Genomic DNA, 24,639 nt, shown 5'->3' on the forward strand with positions numbered 1-24,639 from the left:
AGGAACCGCAAATGAACAAGACAGTGCCTGTTGCGCTCACGCTGGCCAGTCTCCTGACGCTGTCGGGATGTGCCGGTACAACGAGCGATTTTGAGTGTAACGCGACGACATCCGACACCTGCATGACCATCGAGCAGGCCAATGAGAAAGCCAAGCGACTGGAGGAGGCCAGCACGGTAAAGCCGGGTGCGACATCGCTGCCACGCCTGGCTGAGGGTAATTTCCGGACCCGGTCCGTGCAGCCCCTCACGCTGGCGGCTGAACCGGTGCATGCCATCGCATCCAGAAATACACCGCTGACGGGCGCGCCAACTCTCCCCCGCCCGCAGCCGCACTCAGCCTCACGGGCGCCGCTCTCCACGGTCACGCCGGTTACTGTGCCGCCGCCAGGGCGCGAGTCCATCGTAGACCCGAGGCCGCTTCGCGTCGGTGAAAAGACGGCCGGGCTGTGGATCGCGCCCTATATCGATACGCAGGACGTTTATCACCAGCCGACGCGGGTGTTTTTTGTTGTGAAACCCTCAGCGTGGGGAACCCCGCGCGTTAACTGAAACCTGAACCGCCACCGCGTGTGGCACCCATTTTAACAATCTGTCGTTATCACGCGTGCCCTGAAACGTGAAAAGGGATGGGCGGTAGCGTGTCCGGACAGTGTGAGCAGGGAGCGTTGATGGCAGACGAACTCGATCTCCTGCAGGAGCAGGACGAATTGCTGAACCAGCTTCATATACAGGCCGCGAGGCAGCGATCCTGCCTGCAGGGCAAAAGCCGTAAACGGTGCGAATGCTGTGGCAATCGCATCCCCCTCAGGCGGCAGCAGGCCATCCCGGGCGTGTGTACCTGTACGGAATGCCAGCGGGCTTTTGAAATACGACAAAAACAGTATCTGAGGTGACCGATGAGTAAAGCAATCTCCGGGCAGGGCAATTTTATGGTCCCGGGCAGCACGGGAAGCGGTAAGACGGTTTTCTGCGCTCAGATAGTACAGGCGCTTCTGTCAGGAAAGCGTTCTGACAGCGGGTGCAAACTCATTGAGAAAAAAGACAACGATTCAGGAGAGCGCCATGACAACCAGGGATAACGGTGGTCCGGGGAAAACCCGTCACCTTAACGATATTGCGGCCTGCTGCGAGGCGCAGGGGATGCGTGTCATCTGTGTTAATGCCGCAGAGTGCGACTCAGGTTCCGATATGGGCGTAACAAAACAGCATATGGCCCGGGTTTTCCTGGCGAAGTCTGACGTCAGCCAGATTAAAGCGCTGTACAGCGGTGAGGACGGGGAGAGGCTGGCGAAGGCTATCAGACACAACTGCAGCGTCTGGTTTCCGCTGAATCCCGGAGGTAACGGGAATGATGCTTAAGCTTCTGTCCGTCCTGCTGTATTGCCTTAGATGGCTTGCCTGGGCTTTTCACTATCTGATTATCTGGCCTGCCGCCACGCTGATGCTGCTGGTTGCCATGCTTTTGTGGATGGAGAACACCACGCCCGGAGAGGCGATGGCGCAGGAAATTATAGCCGTCACGCATAACGTCAGCAGTGGCGAGTTTCGTATTGCGGCCTGCCGCGATGAACCTTTAGACCCCTTTATACCGCCAGCCCCGCAGGGCAAGTCCTCCGGCCTCACGCTGCATGATGCTCCCTCAGCTGTCTGCCATAACCGGGGCAGCGTCGTCACCGATGCTAAAGGATATGCCGGTCATGTTGACGGATCGCTGAGTGCGTTTAAGTTGCTGTGGATTGTGATGGCCATTGTGTTTTCAGGGGCGGCGCTGCTTATGGGATGCCGTCCGTATTTCTGCCTGTACGGTCAGATGCGCTCAGCGCGTTTTCGCTACGGTATCCCTGCCAGCCGCCCGGCCCCTGCGACGGAAACGGTAAAAACGGCCGACAATAAAAAGGAGGATAACCGTGAGTAATCCACTGGATACCGTCACCCGCACGGTCAACTCGCTGCTGACGGCGCTGAAGATGCCCGATGCGTCCTCTGAGGCGAACGATGTCCTCGGGCAGATGCGCTTCCCGCAGTTCAGCCGTGTGCTGCCGTACCGCGACTACGATGCGGAAACCGGCCTCTTCATGAACGAGAAGACGATGGGCTTTATGCTGGAGGCGCAGCCCATCAACGGCGCCAACGAAACTATCGTGTCGTCGCTGGAAAACCTGATGCGCACCAAGCTGCCCCGTGAGGTGCCGGTGGCCGTTCACCTGGTGTCCAGCCATCTGGTGGGTCAGGATATCGAGTATGGCCTGCGCGAGCTCTCCTGGACGGGGGAAAAGGCCGATACGTTCAACGCCATCACCCGCGCCTACTATCTCAGGGCCGCAGAAGAAGGGTTCCCGCTGCCCGATCACCTCAACCTGCCGCTGACCCTGCGTAACTACCGGGTGTACATCTCCTGCTGCGTCCCCCGCAAGCGCGGGAGCAAGGCCAGCGTAATGGAGATGGAGAACCAGGTGAAAATCATCCGCGCTTCGCTGCAGGGGGCGCAGATAGCCACCCGCAGCGTGGACGCGGATGCCTTTATCCGCATTGCGGGCGAAATGATTAACCACAACCCGGATGCGTTGTATCCCACCGAACGGGAACTGGACCCGCTCAAGGATCTGAACTACCAGTGCGTGGACGATACCTTTGACCTGAAGGTGAAGGCCGACTACATGACGCTGGGGCTGCGCGGTAACGGTCGCAACAGCACCGCGCGCATCATGAACTTTCAGCTGACCAAAAATCCGGAGCTGGCCTTCCTCTGGAATATGGCCGACAACTACAGCAACCTTCTCAACCCGGAACTGTCCGTTTCGTGCCCGTTTATCCTGACGCTGGTCCTCAGCGTGGAAGACCAGGTAAAGGCGCAGAACGAGGCCAACCTGAAGTTCATGGATCTTGAGAAGAAGTCCAAGACCAGCTACGCCAAGTTCTTCCCGGGCGTGGCGCAGGAGGCAAAAGAGTGGGGCGATCTGCGCCAGCGCCTGTCGTCCGGGCAGTCCTCGCTGGTGAGCTATTTTCTGAACGTGACCCTCTTCTGCCGCGATGACCAGGAAACTGCGCTAAAGGTCGAGCAGGACGTACTGAACAGCTTCCGTAAAAATGGCTTCGAGCTGATTTCCCCGCGCTTTAACCATATGCGCAATTTTCTCGTGAATCTGCCGTTTATGGCGGGCGGCGGCCTCTTTAAGCAGTTGCGCGAGTCCGGCGTGCTGCAGCGCGCCGAAAGCTTTAATGTCGCCAATCTGATGCCGGTGGTGGCGGACAGCCCGCTGGCCACTTCCGGCCTGCTGGCACCGACCTACCGCAACCAGCTGGCGTTTATCGACCTGTTCAGCCGCGGCATGGGTAACACCAACTTCAATATGGCGGTCTGTGGCACCTCCGGCGCGGGGAAAACCGGGCTTATCCAGCCCCTGATACGCAGCGTCATCGACTCCGGCGGCTTCGCCGTGGTGTTCGACATGGGCGACGGCTACAAGTCACTTTGCGAGAACATGGGCGGTGTCTACCTCGACGGCGAGACGCTGAAGTTTAACCCGTTCGCTAACGTCACCGACGATACCATCGATGAGATGGCAGAACGCCTGCGGGACCAGCTGTCCGTGATGGCCAGCCCCAACGGCAACCTGGACGAGGTGCACGAAGGTCTGCTGCTCAAGGCGGTGAAGGCCACCTGGCTTACGAAGAAAAACCAGGCGCGCATTGACGACGTGGTGGACTACCTGATGATGGCCCGCGACAGCGAAGAATACAGCGGATCGCCGACCATCCGCAGCCGCCTCGATGAGATGGTGGTGCTGCTGACTCAGTACACCCGCGACGGGGTGTACGGCAGCTACTTCAACTCCGACGAACCGTCCCTGAAGGACGAAGCCCGGATGGTGGTGCTTGAGCTCGGCGGACTGGAGGACAGGCCGTCCCTTCTGGTGGCGGTGATGTTCTCGCTCATTCTCTACATTGAGAACCGCATGTACCGCACGCCGCGCAGCCTGAAGAAGCTCAACGTGATAGACGAAGGCTGGCGCCTGCTGGACTTCAAAAATAACAAGGTCGGGGCGTTTATCGAGAAGGGCTACCGAACCGCCCGCCGCCATACCGGTTCGTACATCACCATTACGCAGAACATCGTCGATTTTGACTCGGAAACGGCCTCCAGCGCTGCCCGCGCGGCATGGGGTAACTCGTCCTACAAAATTATCCTCAAGCAGTCCGCCAAAGAGTTCGCCAAGTACAACCAGCTGTACCCGGACCAGTATTCGCAGCTGCAGCGCGACATGATTAAGGGGTTTGGCAGCGCGAAGGACAACTGGTTCAGCAGCTTTATGCTGTCGGTTGAGCACCTGACGTCCTGGCACCGCCTGTTCGTCGATCCGCTCAGCCGGGCAATGTACTCCTCGGACGGTCCGGACTTTGAGTTTCTGCAGCAGCGGCGCCGGGAGGGGCTGAGTATTCACGAAGCCGTCTGGGAGCTGGCGTGGAAAAAATCCGGGCCGGAAATGGCCGCGCTGGAGCGCTGGCTTCACGAGCACGAAGGGAAGACCATCTCATGAAAAAACACGTACTCATTAACGCTGTGCTGATTGCCGGCACGCTGGCTGCGAGTGCCGGCGTCAGCTGGCTGGTCTGCCAGCTTAACCGTCCTGTGGTTGTGGCCTTCAACATGAAATCCACGGTGGATGCCTTCTTTGACAGCGCCGGTCGCCGGTCGCTGGACGAGGCGCAGACGAAGGTGCTCTCAGACCGCTTTAACGCGTCACTGGAGGCCAGCCTCCGGGACTGGCAGGTCCGCCATCGTGCCCTCATCCTTGTCGCGCCTGCCGTGGTGCAGGGGGCGCCGGATATCACGCGTGAAATCCAGACTGACGTGGCCCGCCGGATGAAGGAGGGGGCGTGATGCGCGCCCTTGCCCTGGGCCTGACGCTGCTGACCGGCAGCGTGACGGCCGCTGACCTCGGGACGTGGGGCGACCTCTGGCCGGTGGCGGAGCCGGATATGCTGACCGTTATAGAAAGCCGGCTGCAGACGCTGGCGCAGTCCGGCGAGATGGACAAAAAGATGGCGGAGTTTAAGGCGCGCGTGGTGCGCAACAGCCAGCGCCCGCCTGCCGTTGAGGGAATAACCCGCGCGGTGCGCTACGAGCGGCGCTGGTTTGATCCGAGCGTGCGGGTGGACAAGGCGCTTGCCGACGACAGGGGCAACGTGTTTGCTCAGGCGGGGCAGGTCTTTAATCCGCTTGATGTAGTGCCGTTTAACGAAACGCTGCTGTTTATCAACGGTGACGATGCGGATCAGCTCGCGTGGGTACAGCGACAGAAACCTGACACCCTGATCACCCGCATCATTCTGGTTCAGGGCAATATTCCGCAAACGTCGGAGAAGCTCGACAGCCGTATTTTCTTCGACCAGAACGGGGTGCTGACCACCCGGTTCGGCATAAGCCAGGTGCCAGCGCGGGTAACGGCGGCACCCAGCGGAAAGCGCCTGCAGGTGGAAATTATTCCGCCCGATATGGCGCAGCATGATGCAGGAGGTGTCCGGTGAAAATGCTGACCGTCTCTCTGCTCGGACTGCTTCTGTGGGGTAACAGCCACATGGCGGCGGCGGATGCCGCCTGCGAAGGGCGCTTCGTCAATCCGATCACCGATATCTGCTGGCGCTGCATGTTCCCCTTGTCGCTCGGCAGCACAAAAGTCACGGGCGGGGATTTACCGGACACGTCCAATCCCGGAAGCCCGATACAGTTTTGTCCCATGCCACCCCCGGTATTTCAGCGCTTCGGCCTGGCAATAGGGTACTGGGAGCCCATGGCCATGACCGATGTGGCGCGTTCACCGGGCTGTATGGTGAACCTCGGCGGATTCACCGTTAATCTCGGGAAAATGGGGATGGGCACCGCCAAAAAAGATGACAAACAGGTCAATGGCGCGTTCTACCATGTCCACTGGTACAAATATCCGCTGACGTACTGGCTTAATATCATTACGTCCCTTGGATGCCTGCAGGGTGGGGACCTGGATATCGGATACCTGTCTGAAATCGACCCGACATGGGGGGACAGCGCCCTGACCTCCATTCTGAATCCGGAGGCGGTCATTTTTGCCAACCCCATCGCGCAGGGCGCATGTGCGGCCGACGCGATAGCCAGTGCGGTAAATAAGCCTCTCGACCCACTGTTCTGGTGCGCTGGCTCGCAGGGCTCGATGTACCCTTTCAACGGCTGGGTGAGCAATGAGTCCAGCCCCCTGCAGTCTTCCGTTCTGGTCAGTGAGCGTATGGCGTTTAAGCTTCACCGACAGGGCCAGATACTGGAGAGCGTGGGGGCGGACCGCGCGGTCTGCTTCGAATACCCGTCTCCCATTATCCCGAAAGAGCGCTGGCGCTATCAGATGGTGAACATGTTCCCGGATGCGGCGCAGTGCCATCCCTTCGGCCGAACGGTCATGCGCTGGGAAACGGGGCGTAACCCGCCGAACACGAAGAAAAACTACGGCTATCTGCTCTGGCGCAAGCGCAACTGCGTCTTCCTCTGAGAAAAAGGAAACTTCCATGAAAACTCTGTCCGGTCTGACGGCGGCGCTGCTGCTGTCAGCATACTGTTGCACTGCGCTGGCGTCAGAAACTGATGAGGCGAACCGCGAGTTTATTCGTCAGCAGGAGTCTTTAAGCCAGCAGCTGAGGGGGCAGGACAACGCGCCGCTGCGCCAGATGCTGGAGCAGCAGGTGCGCCAGAACCCTCTTTCAGCAGACGACGCCCGTTTTATCGGGGAGCTGAAACAGCGCCAGCGCGAGGACCATCAGGATAAACCGACGCACGGCGCCCTGTATTTCGTCTCCTTTGCCATCCCGCAGGCGGGGCTTAAGCGCATGCTGACCGAGGCGCGCCGCTACGACATTCCCGCCACCCTGCGGGGCATGGTCAACAACGACATGAAAACAACGGCAACCGCCGTGATGGCGCTTGTTCAGGACGGCTCAGCCAGCGGCGTCGCCATCGACCCGACCCGCTTTCGTGAGTACGGGATCACCAGCGTGCCGTCCCTGGTGGTGTACTGCGAGGCGGGCCACGATGTGATTCGCGGCAATCTTCATCTGAAGCAAGCGCTGGAAAAGGTGGTGGAGAAGGGCGAGTGCAGGGATGAGGCGCAAGAGCTGCTTAATAAAGGAGAGGCCCGATGAAAAGAGCAATACTGATGCCGGTGCTGGCCATTGCCACCACGATGGCGGGCGTGAATGCATTTGCCGATGCTGACGCGCAGTACAGGGCGGGGGCTGATTTTGCCCGTCAGGTACAGGGGCAGGGGGAGAGCAGCCTGAAAAACTTTAACCCCTCAGCGTCTATCCCCAACTATACCGCCTCACCCGGTGAGAAAAAGTACTATGGCGGCGTGACGGCGACCGGTGATGGTGCGCTGAAAGCGGACGGTACCACGGGCTGGACTACTAATGAGGCTACAAAAGCCGTCACCGACTCGTTTGTTAACAACCCGAAGGAGCCCATTTCGCCCGACGCGCCGTTTATTAAGGCCAGCCAGGATGTCCAGTCCCGCGCTGATACCATCATCGGCAAAACGGGGCAGACGCAGTGCGAAGCGCAGAACATCAGCCGCAGCGAGTTCACCAACTATACCTGTGAGCGCGACCTGCTGGTTGAGCAGGCCTGTACGCGCACGGCCAGCATTACCGGCCACTACGAAAACACCACGGTGACGCGCACCTACACGGTGCCCAACAGCGACTTTACCTATACATACGACGGCAACAAGACGGTGAACTTCAGCTTCCGTGCGCCTGCAACCGGTACCGTGCTGAGCGCGTCGGTTGCCGTCCATTTTAATGACAAAAATATGTACTACGGCTTCTCGTGGTGGGGCGTAAATGCGGATTCTGTGGCTAAAAGGGATAACGGATGGGCGCTGCTCGGTGCCGCGGGGGCTGCGCTGACCGCAGGACAGTACTCTCCACAGGGGGCAATGCTCAACAAAAACTGCCTGAGCGGTAAACAATCCCGCTGTCGGGAATATGCTCAGAAGACGCTGTCCTGGATGCAGGGCGGTACGCAGGCCTGGATGACCGCCACCCTGACCATGCAGGTGACGGACAAAAAATGGGTGCCGGACGTGGTCTGGAACGAATCCTGCCCGTTCAGCAAGAGCGAAGGTACGCTCAAAAAGACCGAATGTATTGAGCCGGGGAGCACGAAAACGGTGGTGGTTGACGGCGTGTCATACCCGGTCACGCAGGCTTGCTGGAAGTACAAAGACACGTATATGACCCAGGCTGCTGACAATGGCACCTGCAAAACCTACATGAACAATCCGGCCTGTACGCTTGCCTCACGCACCTGCGCCTTCACGGCAGAAGACGGCAGCGGCTGCCTGCATGAATACGCGACATACTCCTGTGAAACACGTACTTCCGGTCAGGTGATGATATGTGGCGGCGACACCTTCTGTCTTGATGGTGACTGTGAGCGGGCGCAGAACGGTAAAAATAACGATTTTGCACCTGTCGTTTCGGCACTCGCCGCGCTGGCCGCTGCGGGCAAGGACGTGGCCGCCATTAACAGCGTTAACGTGCGCGCCTTTACCGGCAGCGCGAAGTTCTGCAAGAAGTTTGCGGCAGGCTTCAGCAACTGCTGTAAGGACGGCGGCTGGGGCCAGGACGTCGGGCTTGCCAGGTGCAGCAGCGAGGAGAAAGCACTGGGCAAGGCCAAAGAGAATAAGCTCACGGTCAGTATCGGTGAGTTCTGTTCAAAAAAAGTGCTCGGCGTCTGTCTCGAGAAAAAGCGCAGCTACTGCCAGTTTGACTCAAAGCTTGCTCAGATAGTGCAGCAGCAGGGACGTAACGGTCAGCTTCACGTCGGCTTTGGCAAGGCCAGCAGCCCGGACTGTCGCGGCATCACCCAGACCGAGCTGCAGCAAATTAATTTTGAAGCGCTCGACTTCTCGAACTTTTTCGACGATCTGCAAAAGAACAAGAAAATCCCGGATAACGACACCCTGACGAAGCGCGTCCGCGAGGAAATCGCCGCGCAGCTGAAGAACAAACAGTAAGCCACTCATTACTCACTCAGGACTCTCCATCATGAAAATTAAAGGATTTACTGGACGCCTTATCATCAGCCTGATTGTCGCCTCACCGGTGCTTTACTGGTGCGGGAATATCGTTGATGAAACATCGCGCATCGATGTGTTTTTTATGGCGCTGATGGTTGCGCTTTTCGTGGCGGGAGTTCTGCTGGCGTGGCTGTTAAACCCGCTTTTCAAACGATAACCGACCTGCTTCGGGATAAGGAAGGTTCCAGTGAAAATGAGAAAGACGGCGATAGCGCTGCTGCTTCTTTGCAGCGTTTTTTCCGCCACAGGAAAAGATGCCGGCTGGCAGTGGTACAACGAATCGCACAGAACGCCGGAGGACGACAAATCCTCTTCAACACAGCCTCAGCAGGCCTCGCCGGACATCATGGAGAAGCTTGCCACGCTTCAGCAGGCCACGAAGCGCGCCATGTACGAGGCCATTCTGTATCCGGGCGTGGAGAACTTTACCCGCTACTTCCGCCTGCAGAACTACTGGACGCAGCAGGCCGGGCTGTTCTCGATGAGCGCTAAAAGGGCGATGCTCGAGCACCCCGAACTGGACTACAACCTGCAGCACAGCCACTACAACGGTACCGTGCGCAACCAGCTGGCGGCAGACTTTGCCGACCAGCGCCGCGCCATTGAAACGCTGGCACAGCGCTATGGCGTGATGTTCTTCTACCGCGGACAGGACCCGATCGACGGCCAGCTGGTTCAGGTCATTAAAAACTTCCGCGAGACGTATCACCTCAGCGTCATTCCGGTCTCCGTGGACGGTATCGTGAATCCACTCCTGCCGGATACCCGAATGGACGGTGGTCAGGCCAGCCGGCTGGGTATTCGTTACTTCCCGGCGCTGATGCTGGCCGACCCTAAAAGCGGGACGGTCAAACCCGTCTCGTATGGCTTTATCAGCCAGGATGACCTGGCGAAGCAGTTCCTCAACGTTTCCACAGATTTTGCCCCCAACTTTTAATACAGGGAGAGTTCGCATGCGCAAATTCCGTTTTCGCCTGCCTGAGTTCGACGTGCCCGGATTATGGGTGCTGAGCCTCGGGATATGGTTTCACATTGTTTCCCGCCTGGTCCGGCGCGAGCCGGAGATGGCTATTCTTCTGGCGCAGATAATCGGCGTGTCGATGGCGCTCTGGGGGGGCTACCGCATTATCAACCGCTGGATTGATGCTGCCCGTGAGGCCGAAAAGGCCCGTGATGCCGGAGGATGCCGACATGAATCTTAGACATACCGTGTTTACCGTGGCGCTCATGTCCCTCAGCCTGGCCACACAGGCTTCCACAATGGACGAGATCAAATCGTTATGGCATCCACAGGGCGCGCGAGCGTCGGGATCTCTGCCAACATCCCCGGAAGACCCTGAAGCTAAGCCACTTCCGGCGAAGCCGCCGGTCTGGTACCGCCTCAGCAACGGGCGCCAGGTCAATCTGGCCGACTGGAAGGTCGTGCTGTTTATGCAGGGACACTGCCCGTACTGCCACCAGTTTGATCCGGTCCTGAAGTCGCTGTCGGCACGGGTGGGGTTTGGGGTGATGGCCTACACCATCGACGGTCAGGGGGATGCGTCCTTTCCCGATGCGCTGCCCGCGCCGCCGGAGGTGATGAAAACCTTTTTCCCCAACCTGCCCGTGGCCACGCCAACCACCTTTCTCGTCAACGTAAACACCCTTGAAGCCCTGCCCCTGCTGCAGGGCGCGACCGACGAACAGGGCTTTATGGCCCGCATGGATACGGTCCTTCAGATGCGAGGAGTGGGTAACAATGGCTGATCAGAACAATGCAGAGGAACACGACATGAGGACTTCCGGAATGCTTCAGAGAGCTACGACGCCAGAGTTAATCGCGCTCAGGGCACGGAAAGATGACGCACGGTTCGGCGTTTATGCTGAGTGGGCGGGCATATTGCTCATTGCCGGCGTGCTGTCGCGCGTCTTTATGACATACGTTTTCAATGCCTGCGTCGGCGACTGGCTCAGGGACGGCCACCTGCAGCTGAAAGATTTGTGGAACGTGTTGATGTACGCCATTCCACTGATATTTATCGCGCTGAGCGGCGGGCTTGCCGTTGCAGGTGGCGTTTATGCAATCCTGAACTCGCTTTATACGAAAGGGCAAATGTTCATACTAAAACGAAAAATGGGAAAACTCGCCCTGCAGGCGAGCCGGGAGGGTGCCGATGTTCGTCCGTAAACCTCTCTCCATACTGTGTGGCCTCCTTCTTGCGTGTTCAGCGAGCGTGAGTGCCGACGTGAACAGTGACATGAACACCTTCTTTAATAAGCTGGGCTTTGCGTCCAACACCAGCCAGCCACAGGTCTGGCAGGGGCAGGCTGCGGGCTACGCCACGGGCGGCTCACTATATGCCCGTACGCAGGTGAAAACCGTCCAGCTTATCTCCATGACGCTGCCCGACATCAACGCCGGCTGCGGCGGCATCGATGCCTATCTGGGCTCCTTCAGCTTTATTAACAGCGATCAGCTGCAGCGTTTCGCCAAGCAGATTATGTCCAATGCGGCCGGATACTTCTTCGATCTGGCGCTGCAGACCACGGTACCGGAAATCAAGACCGCAAAAGACTTCCTGCAGAAGATGGCCAGCGACATTAATAGCATGAACCTCAGTTCCTGCCAGGCGGCGCAGGGGATTGTCGGCGGTCTGTTTCCGCGCACCCAGGTCTCCCAGCAGAAGGTCTGCCAGGACATTGCCGGCGAGAGCAACATGTTTGCAGACTGGGCGGCATCCCGGCAGGGCTGCACCGTGGGCGGCAGCCTCGACAAGGTGCGCGACAAGGCCGGTACCGCTGATAAAGAGCGCATCACTAAAAACATCAATATCATCTGGAATGCGCTCGGCAAGAACGGCATGTTCAGCGGGAATAAAGAACTCAGGGAGTTCATCATGACGCTCACCGGCACCCTGATTTTTGACGAGAAGGGTAACATCACGCCGCTGCCTGCCCGCACCACGGATCGTGACATTATTAAGGCCGTGATGGAGGGCGGCACGGCGAAAATTTACCACTGCAACGACAGCGAGAAGTGCCTGAAGGTGGTGGCCGACGCGACCGTCACCATAACCGAAAAGAACGCGCTGAAGAATCAGATCAAGGACATTCTCTCCAGCATCCAGAACAAGGCTGCAACCGACACAAAGCTGACCGAGAAGGAGAAGGGCTTTATCTCCGGCACCACCATCCCGGTGTTCAAGTACCTGGTGGACCCGATGATGCTGGGCGTGTCGGACAGCCTCGTCTACCAGCTGACGGACTACATCGGCTACGACATTCTGCTCCAGTACATCCAGGAGATGGTGCAGCAGGCGCGCGCCCTGATGGCAACGGGTAACTATGACCAGGCCGTTATCGACAGCATCAATAACAACCTCAATGAGGCCACGCGGCAGATAGCCTCCTTCCAGGCGCAGGTGCAGGTGCAGCAGGACGCGCTTCTGGTTGTTGACCGCCAGATGAGCTACATGCGCCAGCAGGTTTCGGCGCGGATGTTGCAGCGCTATCAGAACAACTATCACTTCGGGGGAGCGCGCTGATGCAGGCGATTTACGTTATCGCGGGCGGCGACTGGCTGAGCCAGACGCTGAACGCCATTGTGGCCTTTATGAACACGGACAACTGGGTCATTATCCGCCGGATCGTGACCGCGCTGTCTGTGCTCGTCGTGGCCATCACCTGGATACGCCGTCACAACGTGATGGATATGCTGGGCTGGATAGGTACCATCGTCCTGATGTCCCTTCTGGTGAGCGTGCGCACGCCGGTACAGATTATCGACAACAGCGATCTGACGAAGGTGTATCAGGTGGACAACGTGCCCGTCGGGCTGGCGTTGCCAGCGTCGCTGACGACCACTATTGGGCACGCGCTGGTGCAGGGCTATGAGATGGTTTTTTCTCAGCCGGACAGCGTGACCTACAGCAAGACCGGGATGCTGTTCGGCGCGAATCTGGTCGCGCGCAGCACCGACTTTTTGTCCAAAAATCCTGAAATCACCACGCTTTTTGCGGACTATGTGCAGAACTGCGTGATGGGCGACATCTTCCTCAACGGGAAGTACACCCTGGACGAGCTGATGAACAGCACCGATCCCTACACCATTATCTTTTCTAAACCCAGTCCGCTGCGTCAGGTACAGAACTATAAGAAGTTTACGACCAGCGGTGATAACGGACAAACGGAGATAAAGGCGTTTTTATCCTGCGAAGAAGCCGCAGTTATCCTCAAACAGAAGCTGGGCCTTGATACCCAGACCGGAGGAAAAAGCTGGAGCTACTACGCACGCTGGCTGTTTGGCGGACGTCCGAATCCCGACCTGCTCCTGAGCCAGATGCTCGGCGAAAGCTATAACTATTTTTATAACTCCGGGCAGAGCGCCTCGCAAATTATCCGCCAGAACGTGACGATGAATGCCCTGCGCGACGGTATCATGGGCTATGCGGCCCGCAACGGCGATACCTCAAGCCTGCTCAACATCGCCACCACGTCCTCAATGGAGAAGCAGCGGCTCGCGCACGCAACGGTCGGGCAGGTGGCCCTGCGCTCGTTGCCCATGTCCCAGACGCTGATAGTCGGTCTGATTATCGGGATATTCCCCCTGATGGTGCTGGGAGGGATGTTTAACGCCGTCACCCTTAACGTGCTGAAGGGGTACGTGCTGGCCATCATGTGGGTGCAGAGCTGGCCGCTGCTTTACGCCATCCTCAACAGCTGCATGACCTTCTATGCGAAAGCCAACGGCTCGCCGGTGGTGCTCTCTGAGCTGTCGCAGGTGCAACTTAAATACTCGGATCTGGCCACCACGGCGGGCTATCTGTCGATGCTTATCCCGCCACTGGCGTGGGGGATGCTGAAAGGTCTGGGCTCCAGCTTCTCGAATCTCTACAGCCACCTGGCGTCCTCGGCCATCAGTCCGGCGGCAACGGCGGCGGCAGGGTCAATCGACGGGAACTACTCCTACGCCAACATGCAGACCGAGAACGTGAGCGGCAACAGCTGGAATACCAACAGTTCGACTATGTTTGGCCAGATGAGTCACCAACTTGCCAACGGAGCAACGTCCACACAGATGCGCGACGGCAGTACCGTGACTGACTCTACTCAGGCAGCGAGTAAACTGCCCGTGAGCATTAATTTTGCCCGTCAACTGGCCTCAGCGCAGCAGGAGATGGCGCGCGAGGCCCAGACGCAGTCCCAGAGCGCGCTACATGGCTTTAATAGCAGTATTTCCAGCGCTTGGAATACACTGAGTCAGTTTGGTTCTAATCGTGGGAGTAGTGATTCAATGACCCAGGGGGCAGACAGCACGATGAGTGCGCAGGACTCTATGATGGCCAGCAAGATGCGTAGCGCTGTAGAGAGCTATGCGAAAGGGCATAACATCAGCAAGGAGCAGGCGACTCAGGAGTTGGGTCAACGCAGTATTCGCGCCTCAACTGGTCTTTATGGTGATGCCAGTGCACATGGTGGTATAGGGATTAAGGCTTTCGGTACAGGTGGTGGTGTTAGTTTCAGGGCAGGCGCTAAAGCCGGCGTAGACTTTGATGATGTAGACTCTCATCAGGCCAGCAGCGGCACGCGCTCCAGCCAGGATGCTCGTCATGATCTTGATGCAAAATCCACCAAAGACTTTAAGGAGGCCAGCGATTACTTTACCAGCCGTAAGCTGAATGATTCAGGCAGCCACACTGATAATAATGCGGCCTCTCGCGCTGACCAACTATCCGTAGCACTTAATTCAGCCAAACAAAGCTATGACCAGTACACTACAAGCCAAGCTAGGAGCCATGAATACGCTGAGATGGCATCCCGCACCGAAACGATGAGCGGTCAGGTTAACGAAGATCTCAACCAGCAGTTTGCACAATATGTTCGCAAGAAGGCACCGCATGATGCTGATACTTTACTTACGGATACAGGTTCGCCTGAGATAGCAGCAAAACGAAGAGAGCTGGCCTGGTCATTTGTACAAAGTCAGGTGCAGCCAGGGTTGGACAACGCATATTCTGATGCGAAAGATGGGCTTGGTCAAAACATGTCTACTGTATCTTCGGGCGGCGGCAGCCAAGACGTTTTGTCCGACTACGCTAGCCATAAGGGGGCAATTGAGAATGCAACCACAGATGCAGGTATCAAAGGTGATGTAAAAGGTTCTGTTAATGGTATGTTGAATGAAACACGGGGTAATATAGCAGGAATACAAGGCGAAATTGAGGGGGCATCAAAGACAGTAGATACTCAGTATTCAGAACTGAAAAACGATCACAGGTCCCAAGCTCAAAGTCAAAATACTGTATTCAATAGAGAGAAAGCATCACAAAACGCTATTCCGGGAGCTGACAGTTCTGAAGAACTTCTGGAAAAAGCAAAGAAACTGGAGAATAATCGAAATAAATAATTAGTGAGGTTATCGTCTATGAAAGAACTGACGCGGATACTTTGGGTCTTCCTCATACAATATATTTCCTGCCGGCTTGCCGGGTGGGAAACATCTGTTACATTCCTTACTCTTGCGTTGCTAATAATTTGGCAGGGTATATTTGCAAGGGTGAATTATCTTATCCGTCAACAGAAAAACAAGCTTGGCAGGAAAGATGTTACGCCGGTAATGTACATGGTTCTTTCAGTTCCCGCCCTCTTTTTCCCTCTACTGTCTGTGCTGATATTTTGCAGTCTCTCGATTTACAGAGTATGTACTATCGGGTGCGTCACAGTTGGAGATAGTCCTTTCAAAGAGAAATTTGTTTTTGATCACCAATTTCAGTGTGAACCATTTCCGTACGAGTCTGAATCAAAGACTGAAATTACAGTAGGGTTGCCTATGTGTGGTTCTCTCGAGGCTGCGGGTAACGTTTATGGGGTGTGGCATTCATCTAGCCTCCGTAATAGTACGGATAGTTAGTGGTTTTTTTAATATGGGCATCAGGAATTATGGTCCGTTTATGAAAGTAAATAACAAGTGAAGGAAATAACTTTAATGAAAAAGATGATGATGGTGGCTCTGGTCAGTTCCACGCTGGCCCTTTCAGGGTGTGGTGCGATGAGCACAGCAATTAAGAAACGTAACCTCGAGGTCAAAACGCAGATGAGCGAAACGGTCTGGCTTGAACCATCAAGCGAGCGTACCGTTTTCCTGCAGATCAAAAACACGTCTGATAAAGACATGAGCGGTCTCCAGTCTAAAATTACCGAAGCTGTTAAAGCCAAAGGCTACCAGGTCGTGACCTCGCCGGATAAAGCCTACTACTGGATTCAGGCGAACGTACTTAAGGCCGACAAAATGGACCTTCGTGAGTCACAAAGCTGGCTCAGCCGTGGCTACGAAGGTGCAGCGGCAGGGGCCGCGCTGGGTGCCGGTATTACCGCCTATAATTCCAGCTCTGCCGGAGCCACTCTGGGCGTAGGACTTGCTGCCGGCCTTGTTGGCATGGCCGCTGATGCGATGGTCGAAGACATCAACTACACCATGATCACGGATGTGCAGATTGCCGAGCGTACCAAAGCGACCGTGACCACGGACAACATCGCCGCCCTTCGCCAGGGAACCTCTGGCGCCAAAATTCAGACCAGCACCGAGCAGGGGAACCAGCATAAATATCAGACCCGTGTGGTATCAAATGCGAACAAAGTTAATCTGAAATTCCCCGAAGCCCAGCCAGTTCTTGAAGATCAGCTGGCTAAATCTATCGCGAACATTCTTTAATTATTACCGAGGGGCGGTTTCTTCCGCCCTATTCTCTGGTTCACTCAGCCCGAATAATATCTGTTTTACTCATTCTACGTTGATATAAGAAAAACGCTGAGCGGTGGCGCAAATCCTTTGTGCTGCCGGGAAGGGTTGCCGGCAGGCCCGGTGAATAAAGGAATTAATATGTCGCTATTTGCATTAGTAGTGAGCATCGAAAGTGATTATCCGAATGCTTTATTTGCTGTTCCATTTTCAGTTCTGTTAATACTGCTGTGGATATTCTTTTTTCGTAAGTGATTTCTTATTTGCCGGGGCAGTAAATATCCGTTCCTGAATGTAGCCTCATCATAACCGTCTAAACCCCATATATACCGGACCCATACATCATGAGTTTTAATGCAAAGGATATGACCCAGGGCGGTCAGATCGCGAGCATGCGCATCCGCATGTTCAGCCAGATCGCCAACATCATTTTGTACTGCCTCGTTATTCTCTTTGGGATCATCGTCGCCCTGACGCTGACCGTGAAGCTTTCGTGGCAGACGTTCGTCAACGGCATGGTCTGGTACTGGTGCCAGACGCTTGCCCCCATGCGCGATATTTTCAGGTCCCAGCCTGTCTATACCATCCGTTATTACGGCCATGAGCTGAAGTACAACGCGCAGCAAATACTGCAGGACAAATATATCCAGTGGTGCGCAGACCAGGTCTGGACGGCCTTTATTCTTGCCGCCATCATCGCGGCCCTGGTGTGCGTTATTACCTTCTTTGTCACCACCTGGATTCTGGGCCATCAGGGTAAGCAGCAGAGTGAGGACGAGATAACGGGAGGGCGCCAGCTGACTGATGACCCGAAAGCGGTGGCGAAAATGCTCAGGCGCGACGGTCTCGCATCCGACATAAAAATCGGTGAGCTGCCGCTTATTAAGGACTCGGAGATCCAGAACTTCTGTCTGCACGGCACCGTCGGGGCCGGTAAATCAGAAGTTATCCGCCGCCTGATGAACTACGCCCGCCAGCGTGGCGATATGGTCATCGTGTATGACCGTTCCTGTGAGTTCGTTAAAAGCTACTATGATCCGGCCACGGATAAAATCCTTAACCCGCTGGATGCGCGCTGCGCCGCATGGGACCTGTGGCGGGAGTGCCTGACGCAGCCTGACTTCGACAACGTGTCCAACACGCTGATTCCTATGGGCACGAAGGAGGACCCCTTCTGGCAGGGGTCGGGACGTACCATCTTTGCCGAAGCCGCTTATCTGATGCGCAACGACAAGGACCGCAGCTACAGCAAGCTGGTCGACACGCTGCTTTCCATCAAGATTGAGAAGCTGCGCTCGTACCTGAAAAACTCCCCGGCGGCGAACCTGGTGGAAGAGAAAATCGAGAAAACGGCCATCTCCATCCGCGCCGTGCTAACCAACTACGTCAAGGCCATCCGCTACCTGCAGGGCATCGAAAATAACGGCGAGTCGTTCACCATACGCGACTGGATGCGCGGCGTGCGTGAAGATGGTAAAAACGGCTGGCTGTTCATCTCTTCCAATGCCGACACCCACGCTTCCCTCAAGCCGGTTATCTCCATGTGGCTGTCCATCGCCATTCGCGGGCTGCTGGCGATGGGGGAAAACCGTAACCGCCGCGTGTGGATCTTCGCCGACGAGCTGCCGACCCTGCACAAGCTGCCGGACCTGGTTGAGATCCTGCCGGAGGCGCGTAAGTTCGGTGGCTGCTACGTCATTGGCATCCAGTCCTACGCCCAGCTGGAAGATATTTACGGGCAGAAACCGGCGGAAACGCTGTTCGACGTGCTGAACACCCGTGCCTTTTTCCGCTCGCCGTCGCGCAATATCGCCGAGTTCGCCGCCGGTGAAATCGGTGAAAAAGAAATCCTCAAGGCATCCGAGCAGTATTCCTACGGCGTGGACCCGGTACGCGACGGTACCTCAGTCGGGAAGGACATGGAGCGCGTCACCCTGGTGAGCTACTCCGATGTTCAGACGCTGCCGGATCTCTCCTGTTACGTCACGCTTCCCGGCCCCTATCCTGCCGTGAAGATGGCGCTGAAGTATCAGCAGCGTCCGAAGGTGGCGCCGGAATTTATTCCACGCACCATCGACGGTAAAGCGGAAGAACGCCTGAATGCCGCGCTGGCTGCACGTGAACATGAATCCCGCAGCATCGCCATGCTCTTTGAACCGGATGCAGACGTTATCGCCCCAGAGGGCAGTGCGAAGAATGCTGGACAGCCACAGCAGCCACAGCAGCCACAGCAGCCACAGCAGCCACAGCAGCCACAGCAGCCACAGCAGCCACAGCAGCCACAGCAGCTGGCGCCAGCGCTCCGCGCTGCAGACACCGCATCCGCTTCGGCATCCGCAGCGGGTGCCGCAGGCACAGGCGGCGTGGAGCCTGAGCTGAAGACAAAGGCTGAGGAGGCTGAGCAGCTGCCGCCCGGCATCAGTGAAAGCGGTGAGGTGGTGGATATGGCGGCATGGGAGGCGTGGCAGGCGGAGCAGGACGAACAGTCTCCTCAGGAGAGGCAGCGCCGTGAAGAGGTGAACATCAACGTTCACCGTGCGCCAGAAAAGGATCTTGAACCGGGAGGATATATCTGATGATGAGCATCGGATCGGTCAAATCCGCCGGCAGCGCGGGCAATTATTACACCGACAAGGACAACTACTACGTTATTGGCAGTATGGGCGAGCGCTGGGCCGGAAAAGGGGCTGAAGCGCTGGGACTGAGCGGCGGGGTGGACCAGAAGGTCTTTACGAAGGTTCTCGAGGGGCGCCTGCCGGACGGCAGCGACCTCAGCCGGACCCAGGACGGGGCGAACAAACACCGTCCGGGCTACGACTTCACCTTCTCTGCGCCCAAAAGTGTCTCCGTGATGGCTATGCTCGGTGGCGACAAGCGCCTTATCGAGGCCCACAACCGCGCGGTGGAGACCGCCATTAAGCAGATAGAGGCGATGGCCTCCACGCGGGTTATGACGGAGGGCAGGAGCGAGACGCAGCTGACCGGCAACCTGGTGATGGCGCTGTTTAACCACGATACCAGCCGCGACCAGGAGCCGCAGCTGCACACCCACGCCGTGGTGGCCAATGCCACTCAGCATGGCGATGAGTGGCGCACGCTCAGCAGCGACAAAGTGGGTAAAACCGGGTTTATTGAGAATATCTACGCGAACCAGATTGCCTTTGGCCGCCTGTACCGTGCCGCGCTGAAGGATGACGTCGCGGCGATGGGCTATGAGACTGAGACGGTCGGCAAACACGGCATGTGGGAGCTGAAGGGCGTACCGACGGAGCCGTATTCCAGCCGCAGCAGGACCATCAGCGAGGCGGTCGGGGATGACGCGTCCCTGAAGTCCCGCGACGTGGCGGCGCTCGATACCCGCCAGTCGAAGCAGAAGGTTGACCCCGAACAGCGCATGGCCGAGTGGATGCAGACCCTGAAAGCGACGGGATTCGACATCCAGGCCTACCGCGAGGCGGCGGACCAGCGGGTTATGCAGGGTAATATTCCCGTCACGACGCCTGAAGCCATTGATATTAACAGCAGCGTCGGACAGTCCATTGCGATGCTGAGTGACCGGCGGGCGCGGTTCACGTATTCCGAACTGCTGGCCACCACCCTCGGGCAGCTGCCCGCGCGGTCGGGCATGGTGGAGATGGCGCGTGACGGCATTGATGCGGCGATAAAAAATGAGCAGCTCATCCCGCTGGATAAAGAGAAGGGGCTGTTTACCTCGAACATCCACGTGCTGGATGAGCTGTCGGTGTCGGCGATGACCCGCGATTTACAGCGGACGGGGCAGGCCGACATTTTTCCGGATAAAAGCGTGCCCCGCAGCCGGTCATACAGCGATGCCGTCAGCGTTCTGGCTCAGGACCGTCCGCCGGTGGCCATCATTTCGGGTCAGGGCGGGGCGGCCGGCCAGCGTGAGCGGGTGGCGGAACTGACGATGATGGCGCGCGAACAGGGGCGTGACGTGCAGATTATCGCCGCCGACAGGCGCTCACGCAGCGCCCTGATGCAGGATGAACGACTCAGCGGCGAGCATATCACCGACAGGCGGGGGCTGACGGAGGGGATGACCTTTACGCCCGGCAGCACGCTGATTGTTGATCAGGGGGAGAAGCTGACCCTGAAAGAAACGCTCACGCTGCTCGACGGTGCGCTGCGCCATAACGTCCAGCTGCTGATTGCCGACAGCGGCCAGCGCACCGGAACCGGCAGCGCCCTGACCGTCATGAAGGAGGCGGGGGTGAGCACGTTCGCGTGGCAGGGCGGTGAGAAGACGCGGGTCTCGGTTATCAGCGAGCCTGACCGGCGGCAGCGGTATGACCGCCTGGCCGCTGACTTTGCCCGAAGCGTCCGCGCAGGCGAGCACAGCGTGGCGCAGGTCTCCGGTCCGCGCGAGCAGGCGGTGCTCGCAGGTGCTGTCCGCGAGGCGCTGAAGGCGGAAAAGGTGCTGGGCGAGCGGGAGGTCAGCATCACCACGCTGGAGCCGGTCTGGCTCGACAGCCGCCATCAGCAGGTGCGCGACCACTACCGGGAGGGCATGGTCATGGAGCGCTGGAATGCAGAGGAGCGCAGCCGGGAGCGCTTTGTCATTGACCGCGTGACGGGCCGCAACAACAGCCTGACGCTGCGCAACGCGCAGGGGGAGACGCGGGTGACCCGCCTGTCTGAACTCAACAGCAGCTGGTCCCTCTACCGCACCGGCACGCTGCAGGTGGCCGAAGGCGACCGTCTGGCGGTGCTGGGTCAGGCGCAGGGGACTCGGCTGAAGGGGGGCGATACGGTGACCGTTAAGGCCCTCGGGGAGGCTGGGCTCGTCGTCAGCCTGCCCGGGCGTAAGGCTGACGTGGTCCTGCCTGCCGGCGACAGTCCGTTTACCGCCGCGAAGGTGGGTCAGGGCTGGGTGGAGTCGCCGGGCCGCTCGGTGAGCGACAGCGCCACGGTCTTTGCCTCGCTGTCGCAGCGCGAGCTGGATAACACCACGCTGAACAAACTGGCGCTCAGCGGCCGGGCGGTGCAGCTCTATTCCGCGCAGACGGCGCAGAAAACGACGGAGAAGCTGTCGCGTCAGTCTGCCTGGAGCGTGGTGTCTGAACAGATTAAGGATGCGGCGGGGCATGACAGGCTCGATGATGCCCTGGCGCACCAGAAAGCCGGGCTGCACTCGCCGGAGCAGCAGGCTATCCATCTGGCCATTCCGGTGCTGGAGGGGAACGGCCTGGCGTTCACGAAGCCGCAGCTGATGGCCGCCGCGAAAGAATTTGAGCAGGACAGCCTCAGCCTGCAGGCCATCGAAAAGGAGGCGGACCGGCAGATACGCAGCGGCGATCTGCTGTCGGTGCCGGTATCGCCGGGAAACGGTCTGCAGCTGCTGGTCTCACGCCAGTCGTACAATGCTGAGAAAAGTATCCTCCGCCACGTTCTGGAGGGAAAGGAGGCCGTCACCCCGCTGATGGATAAGGTTCCGGACGCGCAGCTGGCGGGCCTGACCGACGGGCAGCGGAACGCCACCCGCATGATACTGGAGTCCCCCGACCGCTTTACCCTGGTTCAGGGCTACGCCGGGGTGGGTAAAACCACCCAGTTCCGGGCGGTCATGTCGGCCATCGGCACGCTGCCGGAACGGGAGCAGCCGCGCGTTATCGGCGTGGCCCCCACCCACCGGGCGGTGAGCGAGATGCGCGATGCGGGCGTGCCGGAAACGCAGACGCTGGCCGCCTTTATTCACGACACGCAGCAGCAGCTGCGCGGCGGCGAACGACCGGACTTCAGCAACGTGCTGTTTCTCGTGGATGAAAGCTCGATGGTTGGTAACGCCGACATGGCGAAGGCGTACAGCCTGATTGCCGGGGGCGGCGGTCGCGCGGTCTCCAGCGGCGATACCGACCAGCTGCAGTCCATTGCCCCGGGCCAGCCCTTCCGCCTGCTGCAGAAGCGCAGCGCCATCGACGTGGCGGTGATGCAGGAGATTGTCCGCCAGACGCCGGAACTTAAACCTGCCGTCTACAGCCTGATTAACCGCGATATCGGCAGCGCCCTGACGACCATTGAGAGCGTGGCGCCGGCACAGGTGCCGCGCAGGGCGGATGCCTGGCAGCCGGACAGCTCCGTCATGGAGTTCAGCCGCGAGCGGGAGGAGGCCATCGCGAAGGCCGTGGCGGCCGGCGACATGATGCCCGGCGGGCAGCCCGCGACGCTACTGGAGGCCATCGTGAAGGACTACACGGGGCGCACACCGGAGGCGCAGGCGCAGACCATCGTTATCACCGCCCTGAACGCCGACCGCCGCCAGGTGAACGCCATGATTCATGACGCCCGTCAGGGTGCCGGCGAGGTGGGTGAAAAAGAGGTCACGCTGCCGGTCCTCACGCCTGCCAATATCCGCGACGGGGAGCTGCGGCGCATGGCAACGTGGGAGGCATCCCGCGACAGCCTGGCCCTGCTGGACAGCACCTATTACAGGATTGAGTCGCTGGACGGGGATGCGCACCTGGTGACGCTGAAGGATGCGCAGGGCAACACCCGCAGCCTGTCGCCTGCGCAGGCGGCGACAGAGGGTGTCACGCTCTACCGTCAGGACACCATCACCGTGTCGGAAGGCGACCGGATGCGCTTTTCGAAAAGCGACAACGAGCGGGGCTTCGTGGCCAACAGCGTCTGGTCGGTCAGTGAGATAAAAGGTGACAGCGTCACGCTGTCGGATGGAGAGCAGACCCGTACGCTCACGCCGTCAGCGGAGCAGGCAGAGCAGCACGTCGACCTGGCCTATGCCGTGACCGTTGAAGGCTCACAGGGGGCGAGCGAACCCTTCTCCATCTCCCTGCAGGGCACGGACGGCGGACGTAAGCGGATGGTGAGCTTCGAGTCAGCCTACGTGGCGCTGAGCCGCATGAAGCAGCACGCCCAGGTCTATACCGACAACCGGGATAAGTGGGTGGCCGCGATGGAAAAATCGCAGGCGAAAAGTACGGCGCATGACATTCTCGAGCCGCGCGGCGACCGTGCCGTCGCGAATGCTGCCCGCCTGACGGCGACGGCAAAAGCGCTGGGTGAGGTGCCGGCCGGCCGCGCCGCCCTGCGCCAGGCCGGGCTGCAGCCTGATGGCTCGATGGCGAAATTTATCTCGCCGGGGCGTAAATATCCTCAGCCGCACGTGGCGCTCCCGGCTTTTGACCGCAACGGCAGGCAGGCGGGCGTCTGGCTGAGCGCCCTGACCTCCGGAGACGGGCAGCTGAAGGGGCTCGGCGGTGAAGGTCGCGTGATGGGCAGCGGGGACGCTGCGTTTGCGGGCCTGCAGGTCAGCCGTAACGGCGAGTCGCTGCTGGCGCGGGATATGGAAGAGGGGGTGCGGCTGGCGAGGGAGAATCCGCAGAGCGGCGTGGTGGTGCGGCTCGAAGGCGAGGCGCGACCGTGGAACCCCGGCGCCATTACCGGCGGTCGGGTCTGGGCCGACAGCCTGCCCGACGGCACCGGTACGCAGCCCGCAGAAACGGTTCCGCCGGAGGTGCTGGCGCAGCAGGCGCAGGAAGCACAGCAGCAGAAAGAGCTGGATAAGCGTGCTGAAGAGGCGGTCCGCGAGATGGCCCGCAGCGGCGACCAACCGTCCGGGGGCGCTGACGTCGCCGTCCGGGATGTGGTGCGGGATATGGAGCGGGTAAAAGAAACGCCGGCATCTCCCCTCACGCTGCCGGATGCGCCGGAAGAACGCCGCCGTGATGAGGCGGTGTCTCAGGTGGTGCGCGAGAACGTGCAGCGGGACCGCCTGCAGCAGATGGAGCGAGAAACGGTGCGCGACCTCGAACGTGAAAAGACCCTGGGAGGCGACTGA

The 24,639-nt window shown here is 58.7% G+C and carries 21 protein-coding genes; all 21 read left to right on the forward strand.

The window, feature by feature from the left end:
• Positions 1-11: 11 nt before the first annotated feature.
• The 21 genes from traV to traI all read left to right on the forward strand — a co-directional run bounded on the left by traV (position 12) and on the right by traI (position 24,639).
• Positions 12-551 (forward strand): type IV conjugative transfer system lipoprotein TraV, encoded by a 540-nt coding sequence (traV, locus tag UTM25_RS14870; RefSeq protein WP_151413344.1) that lies wholly within the window; start codon positions 12-14, stop codon positions 549-551.
• Positions 552-670: 119 nt separating this feature from the next.
• Positions 671-895: a TraR/DksA C4-type zinc finger protein gene (locus UTM25_RS14875; protein WP_045379436.1), complete on the forward strand. Its 225-nt coding sequence runs from the start codon at positions 671-673 to the stop codon at positions 893-895.
• Between the two features lie 169 nt (positions 896-1,064).
• On the forward strand, positions 1,065-1,361 hold the full coding sequence (locus UTM25_RS14880; RefSeq protein WP_151413343.1) for a hypothetical protein: 297 nt from the start codon (positions 1,065-1,067) through the stop codon (positions 1,359-1,361).
• Positions 1,351-1,917, forward strand: coding sequence for a conjugal transfer pilus-stabilizing protein TraP (gene traP / locus UTM25_RS14885; protein WP_045379430.1), 567 nt, complete (start codon positions 1,351-1,353; stop codon positions 1,915-1,917). The genes UTM25_RS14880 and traP overlap by 11 nt, the downstream gene beginning before the upstream one ends.
• Positions 1,910-4,540: a type IV secretion system protein TraC gene (gene traC / locus UTM25_RS14890; RefSeq protein WP_058654351.1), complete on the forward strand. Its 2,631-nt coding sequence runs from the start codon at positions 1,910-1,912 to the stop codon at positions 4,538-4,540. The genes traP and traC overlap by 8 nt, the downstream gene beginning before the upstream one ends.
• A complete protein-coding gene (gene trbI, locus UTM25_RS14895) occupies positions 4,537-4,884 on the forward strand; it encodes a type-F conjugative transfer system protein TrbI (protein ID WP_109129281.1) in 348 nt (115 codons plus the stop codon). The genes traC and trbI overlap by 4 nt, the downstream gene beginning before the upstream one ends.
• Entirely contained in the window at positions 4,884-5,531 is a 648-nt protein-coding gene (gene traW / locus UTM25_RS14900; RefSeq protein ID WP_025759814.1) for a type-F conjugative transfer system protein TraW, read from the forward strand. The genes trbI and traW overlap by 1 nt, the downstream gene beginning before the upstream one ends.
• A 2-nt stretch (positions 5,532-5,533) precedes the next feature.
• Entirely contained in the window at positions 5,534-6,520 is a 987-nt protein-coding gene (traU, locus tag UTM25_RS14905) for a conjugal transfer pilus assembly protein TraU (protein ID WP_320714986.1), read from the forward strand.
• Positions 6,521-6,536: 16 nt separating this feature from the next.
• Entirely contained in the window at positions 6,537-7,166 is a 630-nt protein-coding gene (gene trbC / locus UTM25_RS14910; RefSeq protein ID WP_261893157.1) for a type-F conjugative transfer system pilin assembly protein TrbC, read from the forward strand.
• A complete protein-coding gene (gene traN, locus UTM25_RS14915; protein ID WP_261893158.1) occupies positions 7,163-9,043 on the forward strand; it encodes a type-F conjugative transfer system mating-pair stabilization protein TraN in 1,881 nt (626 codons plus the stop codon). The genes trbC and traN overlap by 4 nt, the downstream gene beginning before the upstream one ends.
• Before the next feature lie 31 nt (positions 9,044-9,074).
• Positions 9,075-9,263, forward strand: a complete 189-nt coding sequence (gene trbE, locus UTM25_RS14920; protein ID WP_025759809.1) for a conjugal transfer protein TrbE — start codon at positions 9,075-9,077, stop codon at positions 9,261-9,263.
• Positions 9,264-9,299: 36 nt separating this feature from the next.
• A complete protein-coding gene (gene traF / locus UTM25_RS14925) occupies positions 9,300-10,043 on the forward strand; it encodes a type-F conjugative transfer system pilin assembly protein TraF (protein ID WP_261893160.1) in 744 nt (247 codons plus the stop codon).
• A gap of 16 nt (positions 10,044-10,059) precedes the next feature.
• The gene (gene traQ, locus UTM25_RS14930; protein WP_261893162.1) at positions 10,060-10,308 is read left to right on the forward strand and encodes a type-F conjugative transfer system pilin chaperone TraQ; all 249 of its coding nucleotides are present in this window, start codon (positions 10,060-10,062) and stop codon (positions 10,306-10,308) included.
• Positions 10,298-10,852 carry a type-F conjugative transfer system pilin assembly thiol-disulfide isomerase TrbB gene (gene trbB, locus UTM25_RS14935; RefSeq protein WP_261893264.1) on the forward strand — a complete coding sequence of 185 codons (555 nt, stop codon included), beginning with the start codon at positions 10,298-10,300 and terminating at the stop codon, positions 10,850-10,852. The genes traQ and trbB overlap by 11 nt, the downstream gene beginning before the upstream one ends.
• Entirely contained in the window at positions 10,845-11,273 is a 429-nt protein-coding gene (locus UTM25_RS14940) for a conjugal transfer protein TrbF (RefSeq protein WP_261893164.1), read from the forward strand. Before trbB ends, UTM25_RS14940 begins: the two co-directional genes overlap by 8 nt.
• The gene (gene traH / locus UTM25_RS14945; protein WP_032672666.1) at positions 11,260-12,630 is read left to right on the forward strand and encodes a conjugal transfer pilus assembly protein TraH; all 1,371 of its coding nucleotides are present in this window, start codon (positions 11,260-11,262) and stop codon (positions 12,628-12,630) included. Before UTM25_RS14940 ends, traH begins: the two co-directional genes overlap by 14 nt.
• The gene (gene traG / locus UTM25_RS14950; RefSeq protein ID WP_261893166.1) at positions 12,630-15,491 is read left to right on the forward strand and encodes a conjugal transfer mating-pair stabilization protein TraG; all 2,862 of its coding nucleotides are present in this window, start codon (positions 12,630-12,632) and stop codon (positions 15,489-15,491) included. The genes traH and traG overlap by 1 nt, the downstream gene beginning before the upstream one ends.
• An 18-nt stretch (positions 15,492-15,509) precedes the next feature.
• On the forward strand, positions 15,510-15,995 hold the full coding sequence (locus UTM25_RS22640; RefSeq protein WP_125885538.1) for a hypothetical protein: 486 nt from the start codon (positions 15,510-15,512) through the stop codon (positions 15,993-15,995).
• A gap of 75 nt (positions 15,996-16,070) precedes the next feature.
• Positions 16,071-16,796, forward strand: coding sequence for a conjugal transfer complement resistance protein TraT (gene traT, locus UTM25_RS14955; RefSeq protein WP_060446836.1), 726 nt, complete (start codon positions 16,071-16,073; stop codon positions 16,794-16,796).
• Positions 16,797-17,167: 371 nt separating this feature from the next.
• On the forward strand, positions 17,168-19,399 hold the full coding sequence (gene traD, locus UTM25_RS14960) for a type IV conjugative transfer system coupling protein TraD (protein WP_320714957.1): 2,232 nt from the start codon (positions 17,168-17,170) through the stop codon (positions 19,397-19,399).
• Positions 19,399-24,639 (forward strand): conjugative transfer relaxase/helicase TraI, encoded by a 5,241-nt coding sequence (traI, locus tag UTM25_RS14965; RefSeq protein WP_320714958.1) that lies wholly within the window; start codon positions 19,399-19,401, stop codon positions 24,637-24,639. The genes traD and traI overlap by 1 nt, the downstream gene beginning before the upstream one ends.

This window comes from Enterobacter sp. 61D5 (assembly GCF_034107965.1).
GTDB lineage: Bacteria > Pseudomonadota > Gammaproteobacteria > Enterobacterales > Enterobacteriaceae > Enterobacter > Enterobacter cloacae_M.

What these genes read in the sequence shown, in the direction of transcription:
- traQ (WP_261893162.1), top strand. Translation starts at nt 10,060, where the DNA reads ATGCGCAAATTCCGTTTTCGCCTGCCTGAGTTCGACGTGCCCGGATTA.
- traF (WP_261893160.1), top strand. Translation starts at nt 9,300, where the DNA reads ATGAGAAAGACGGCGATAGCGCTGCTGCTTCTTTGCAGCGTTTTTTCC.
- traD (WP_320714957.1), top strand. Translation starts at nt 17,168, where the DNA reads ATGAGTTTTAATGCAAAGGATATGACCCAGGGCGGTCAGATCGCGAGC.
- traP (WP_045379430.1), top strand. Translation starts at nt 1,351, where the DNA reads ATGATGCTTAAGCTTCTGTCCGTCCTGCTGTATTGCCTTAGATGGCTT.
- trbE (WP_025759809.1), top strand. Translation starts at nt 9,075, where the DNA reads ATGAAAATTAAAGGATTTACTGGACGCCTTATCATCAGCCTGATTGTC.
- UTM25_RS14880 (WP_151413343.1), top strand. Translation starts at nt 1,065, where the DNA reads ATGACAACCAGGGATAACGGTGGTCCGGGGAAAACCCGTCACCTTAAC.
- UTM25_RS14940 (WP_261893164.1), top strand. Translation starts at nt 10,845, where the DNA reads ATGGCTGATCAGAACAATGCAGAGGAACACGACATGAGGACTTCCGGA.
- traU (WP_320714986.1), top strand. Translation starts at nt 5,534, where the DNA reads ATGCTGACCGTCTCTCTGCTCGGACTGCTTCTGTGGGGTAACAGCCAC.
- UTM25_RS14875 (WP_045379436.1), top strand. Translation starts at nt 671, where the DNA reads ATGGCAGACGAACTCGATCTCCTGCAGGAGCAGGACGAATTGCTGAAC.
- traH (WP_032672666.1), top strand. Translation starts at nt 11,260, where the DNA reads ATGTTCGTCCGTAAACCTCTCTCCATACTGTGTGGCCTCCTTCTTGCG.
- traG (WP_261893166.1), top strand. Translation starts at nt 12,630, where the DNA reads ATGCAGGCGATTTACGTTATCGCGGGCGGCGACTGGCTGAGCCAGACG.
- trbC (WP_261893157.1), top strand. Translation starts at nt 6,537, where the DNA reads ATGAAAACTCTGTCCGGTCTGACGGCGGCGCTGCTGCTGTCAGCATAC.
- trbB (WP_261893264.1), top strand. Translation starts at nt 10,298, where the DNA reads ATGAATCTTAGACATACCGTGTTTACCGTGGCGCTCATGTCCCTCAGC.
- traV (WP_151413344.1), top strand. Translation starts at nt 12, where the DNA reads ATGAACAAGACAGTGCCTGTTGCGCTCACGCTGGCCAGTCTCCTGACG.
- traN (WP_261893158.1), top strand. Translation starts at nt 7,163, where the DNA reads ATGAAAAGAGCAATACTGATGCCGGTGCTGGCCATTGCCACCACGATG.
- UTM25_RS22640 (WP_125885538.1), top strand. Translation starts at nt 15,510, where the DNA reads ATGAAAGAACTGACGCGGATACTTTGGGTCTTCCTCATACAATATATT.
- trbI (WP_109129281.1), top strand. Translation starts at nt 4,537, where the DNA reads ATGAAAAAACACGTACTCATTAACGCTGTGCTGATTGCCGGCACGCTG.
- traT (WP_060446836.1), top strand. Translation starts at nt 16,071, where the DNA reads ATGAAAAAGATGATGATGGTGGCTCTGGTCAGTTCCACGCTGGCCCTT.
- traI (WP_320714958.1), top strand. Translation starts at nt 19,399, where the DNA reads ATGATGAGCATCGGATCGGTCAAATCCGCCGGCAGCGCGGGCAATTAT.
- traW (WP_025759814.1), top strand. Translation starts at nt 4,884, where the DNA reads ATGCGCGCCCTTGCCCTGGGCCTGACGCTGCTGACCGGCAGCGTGACG.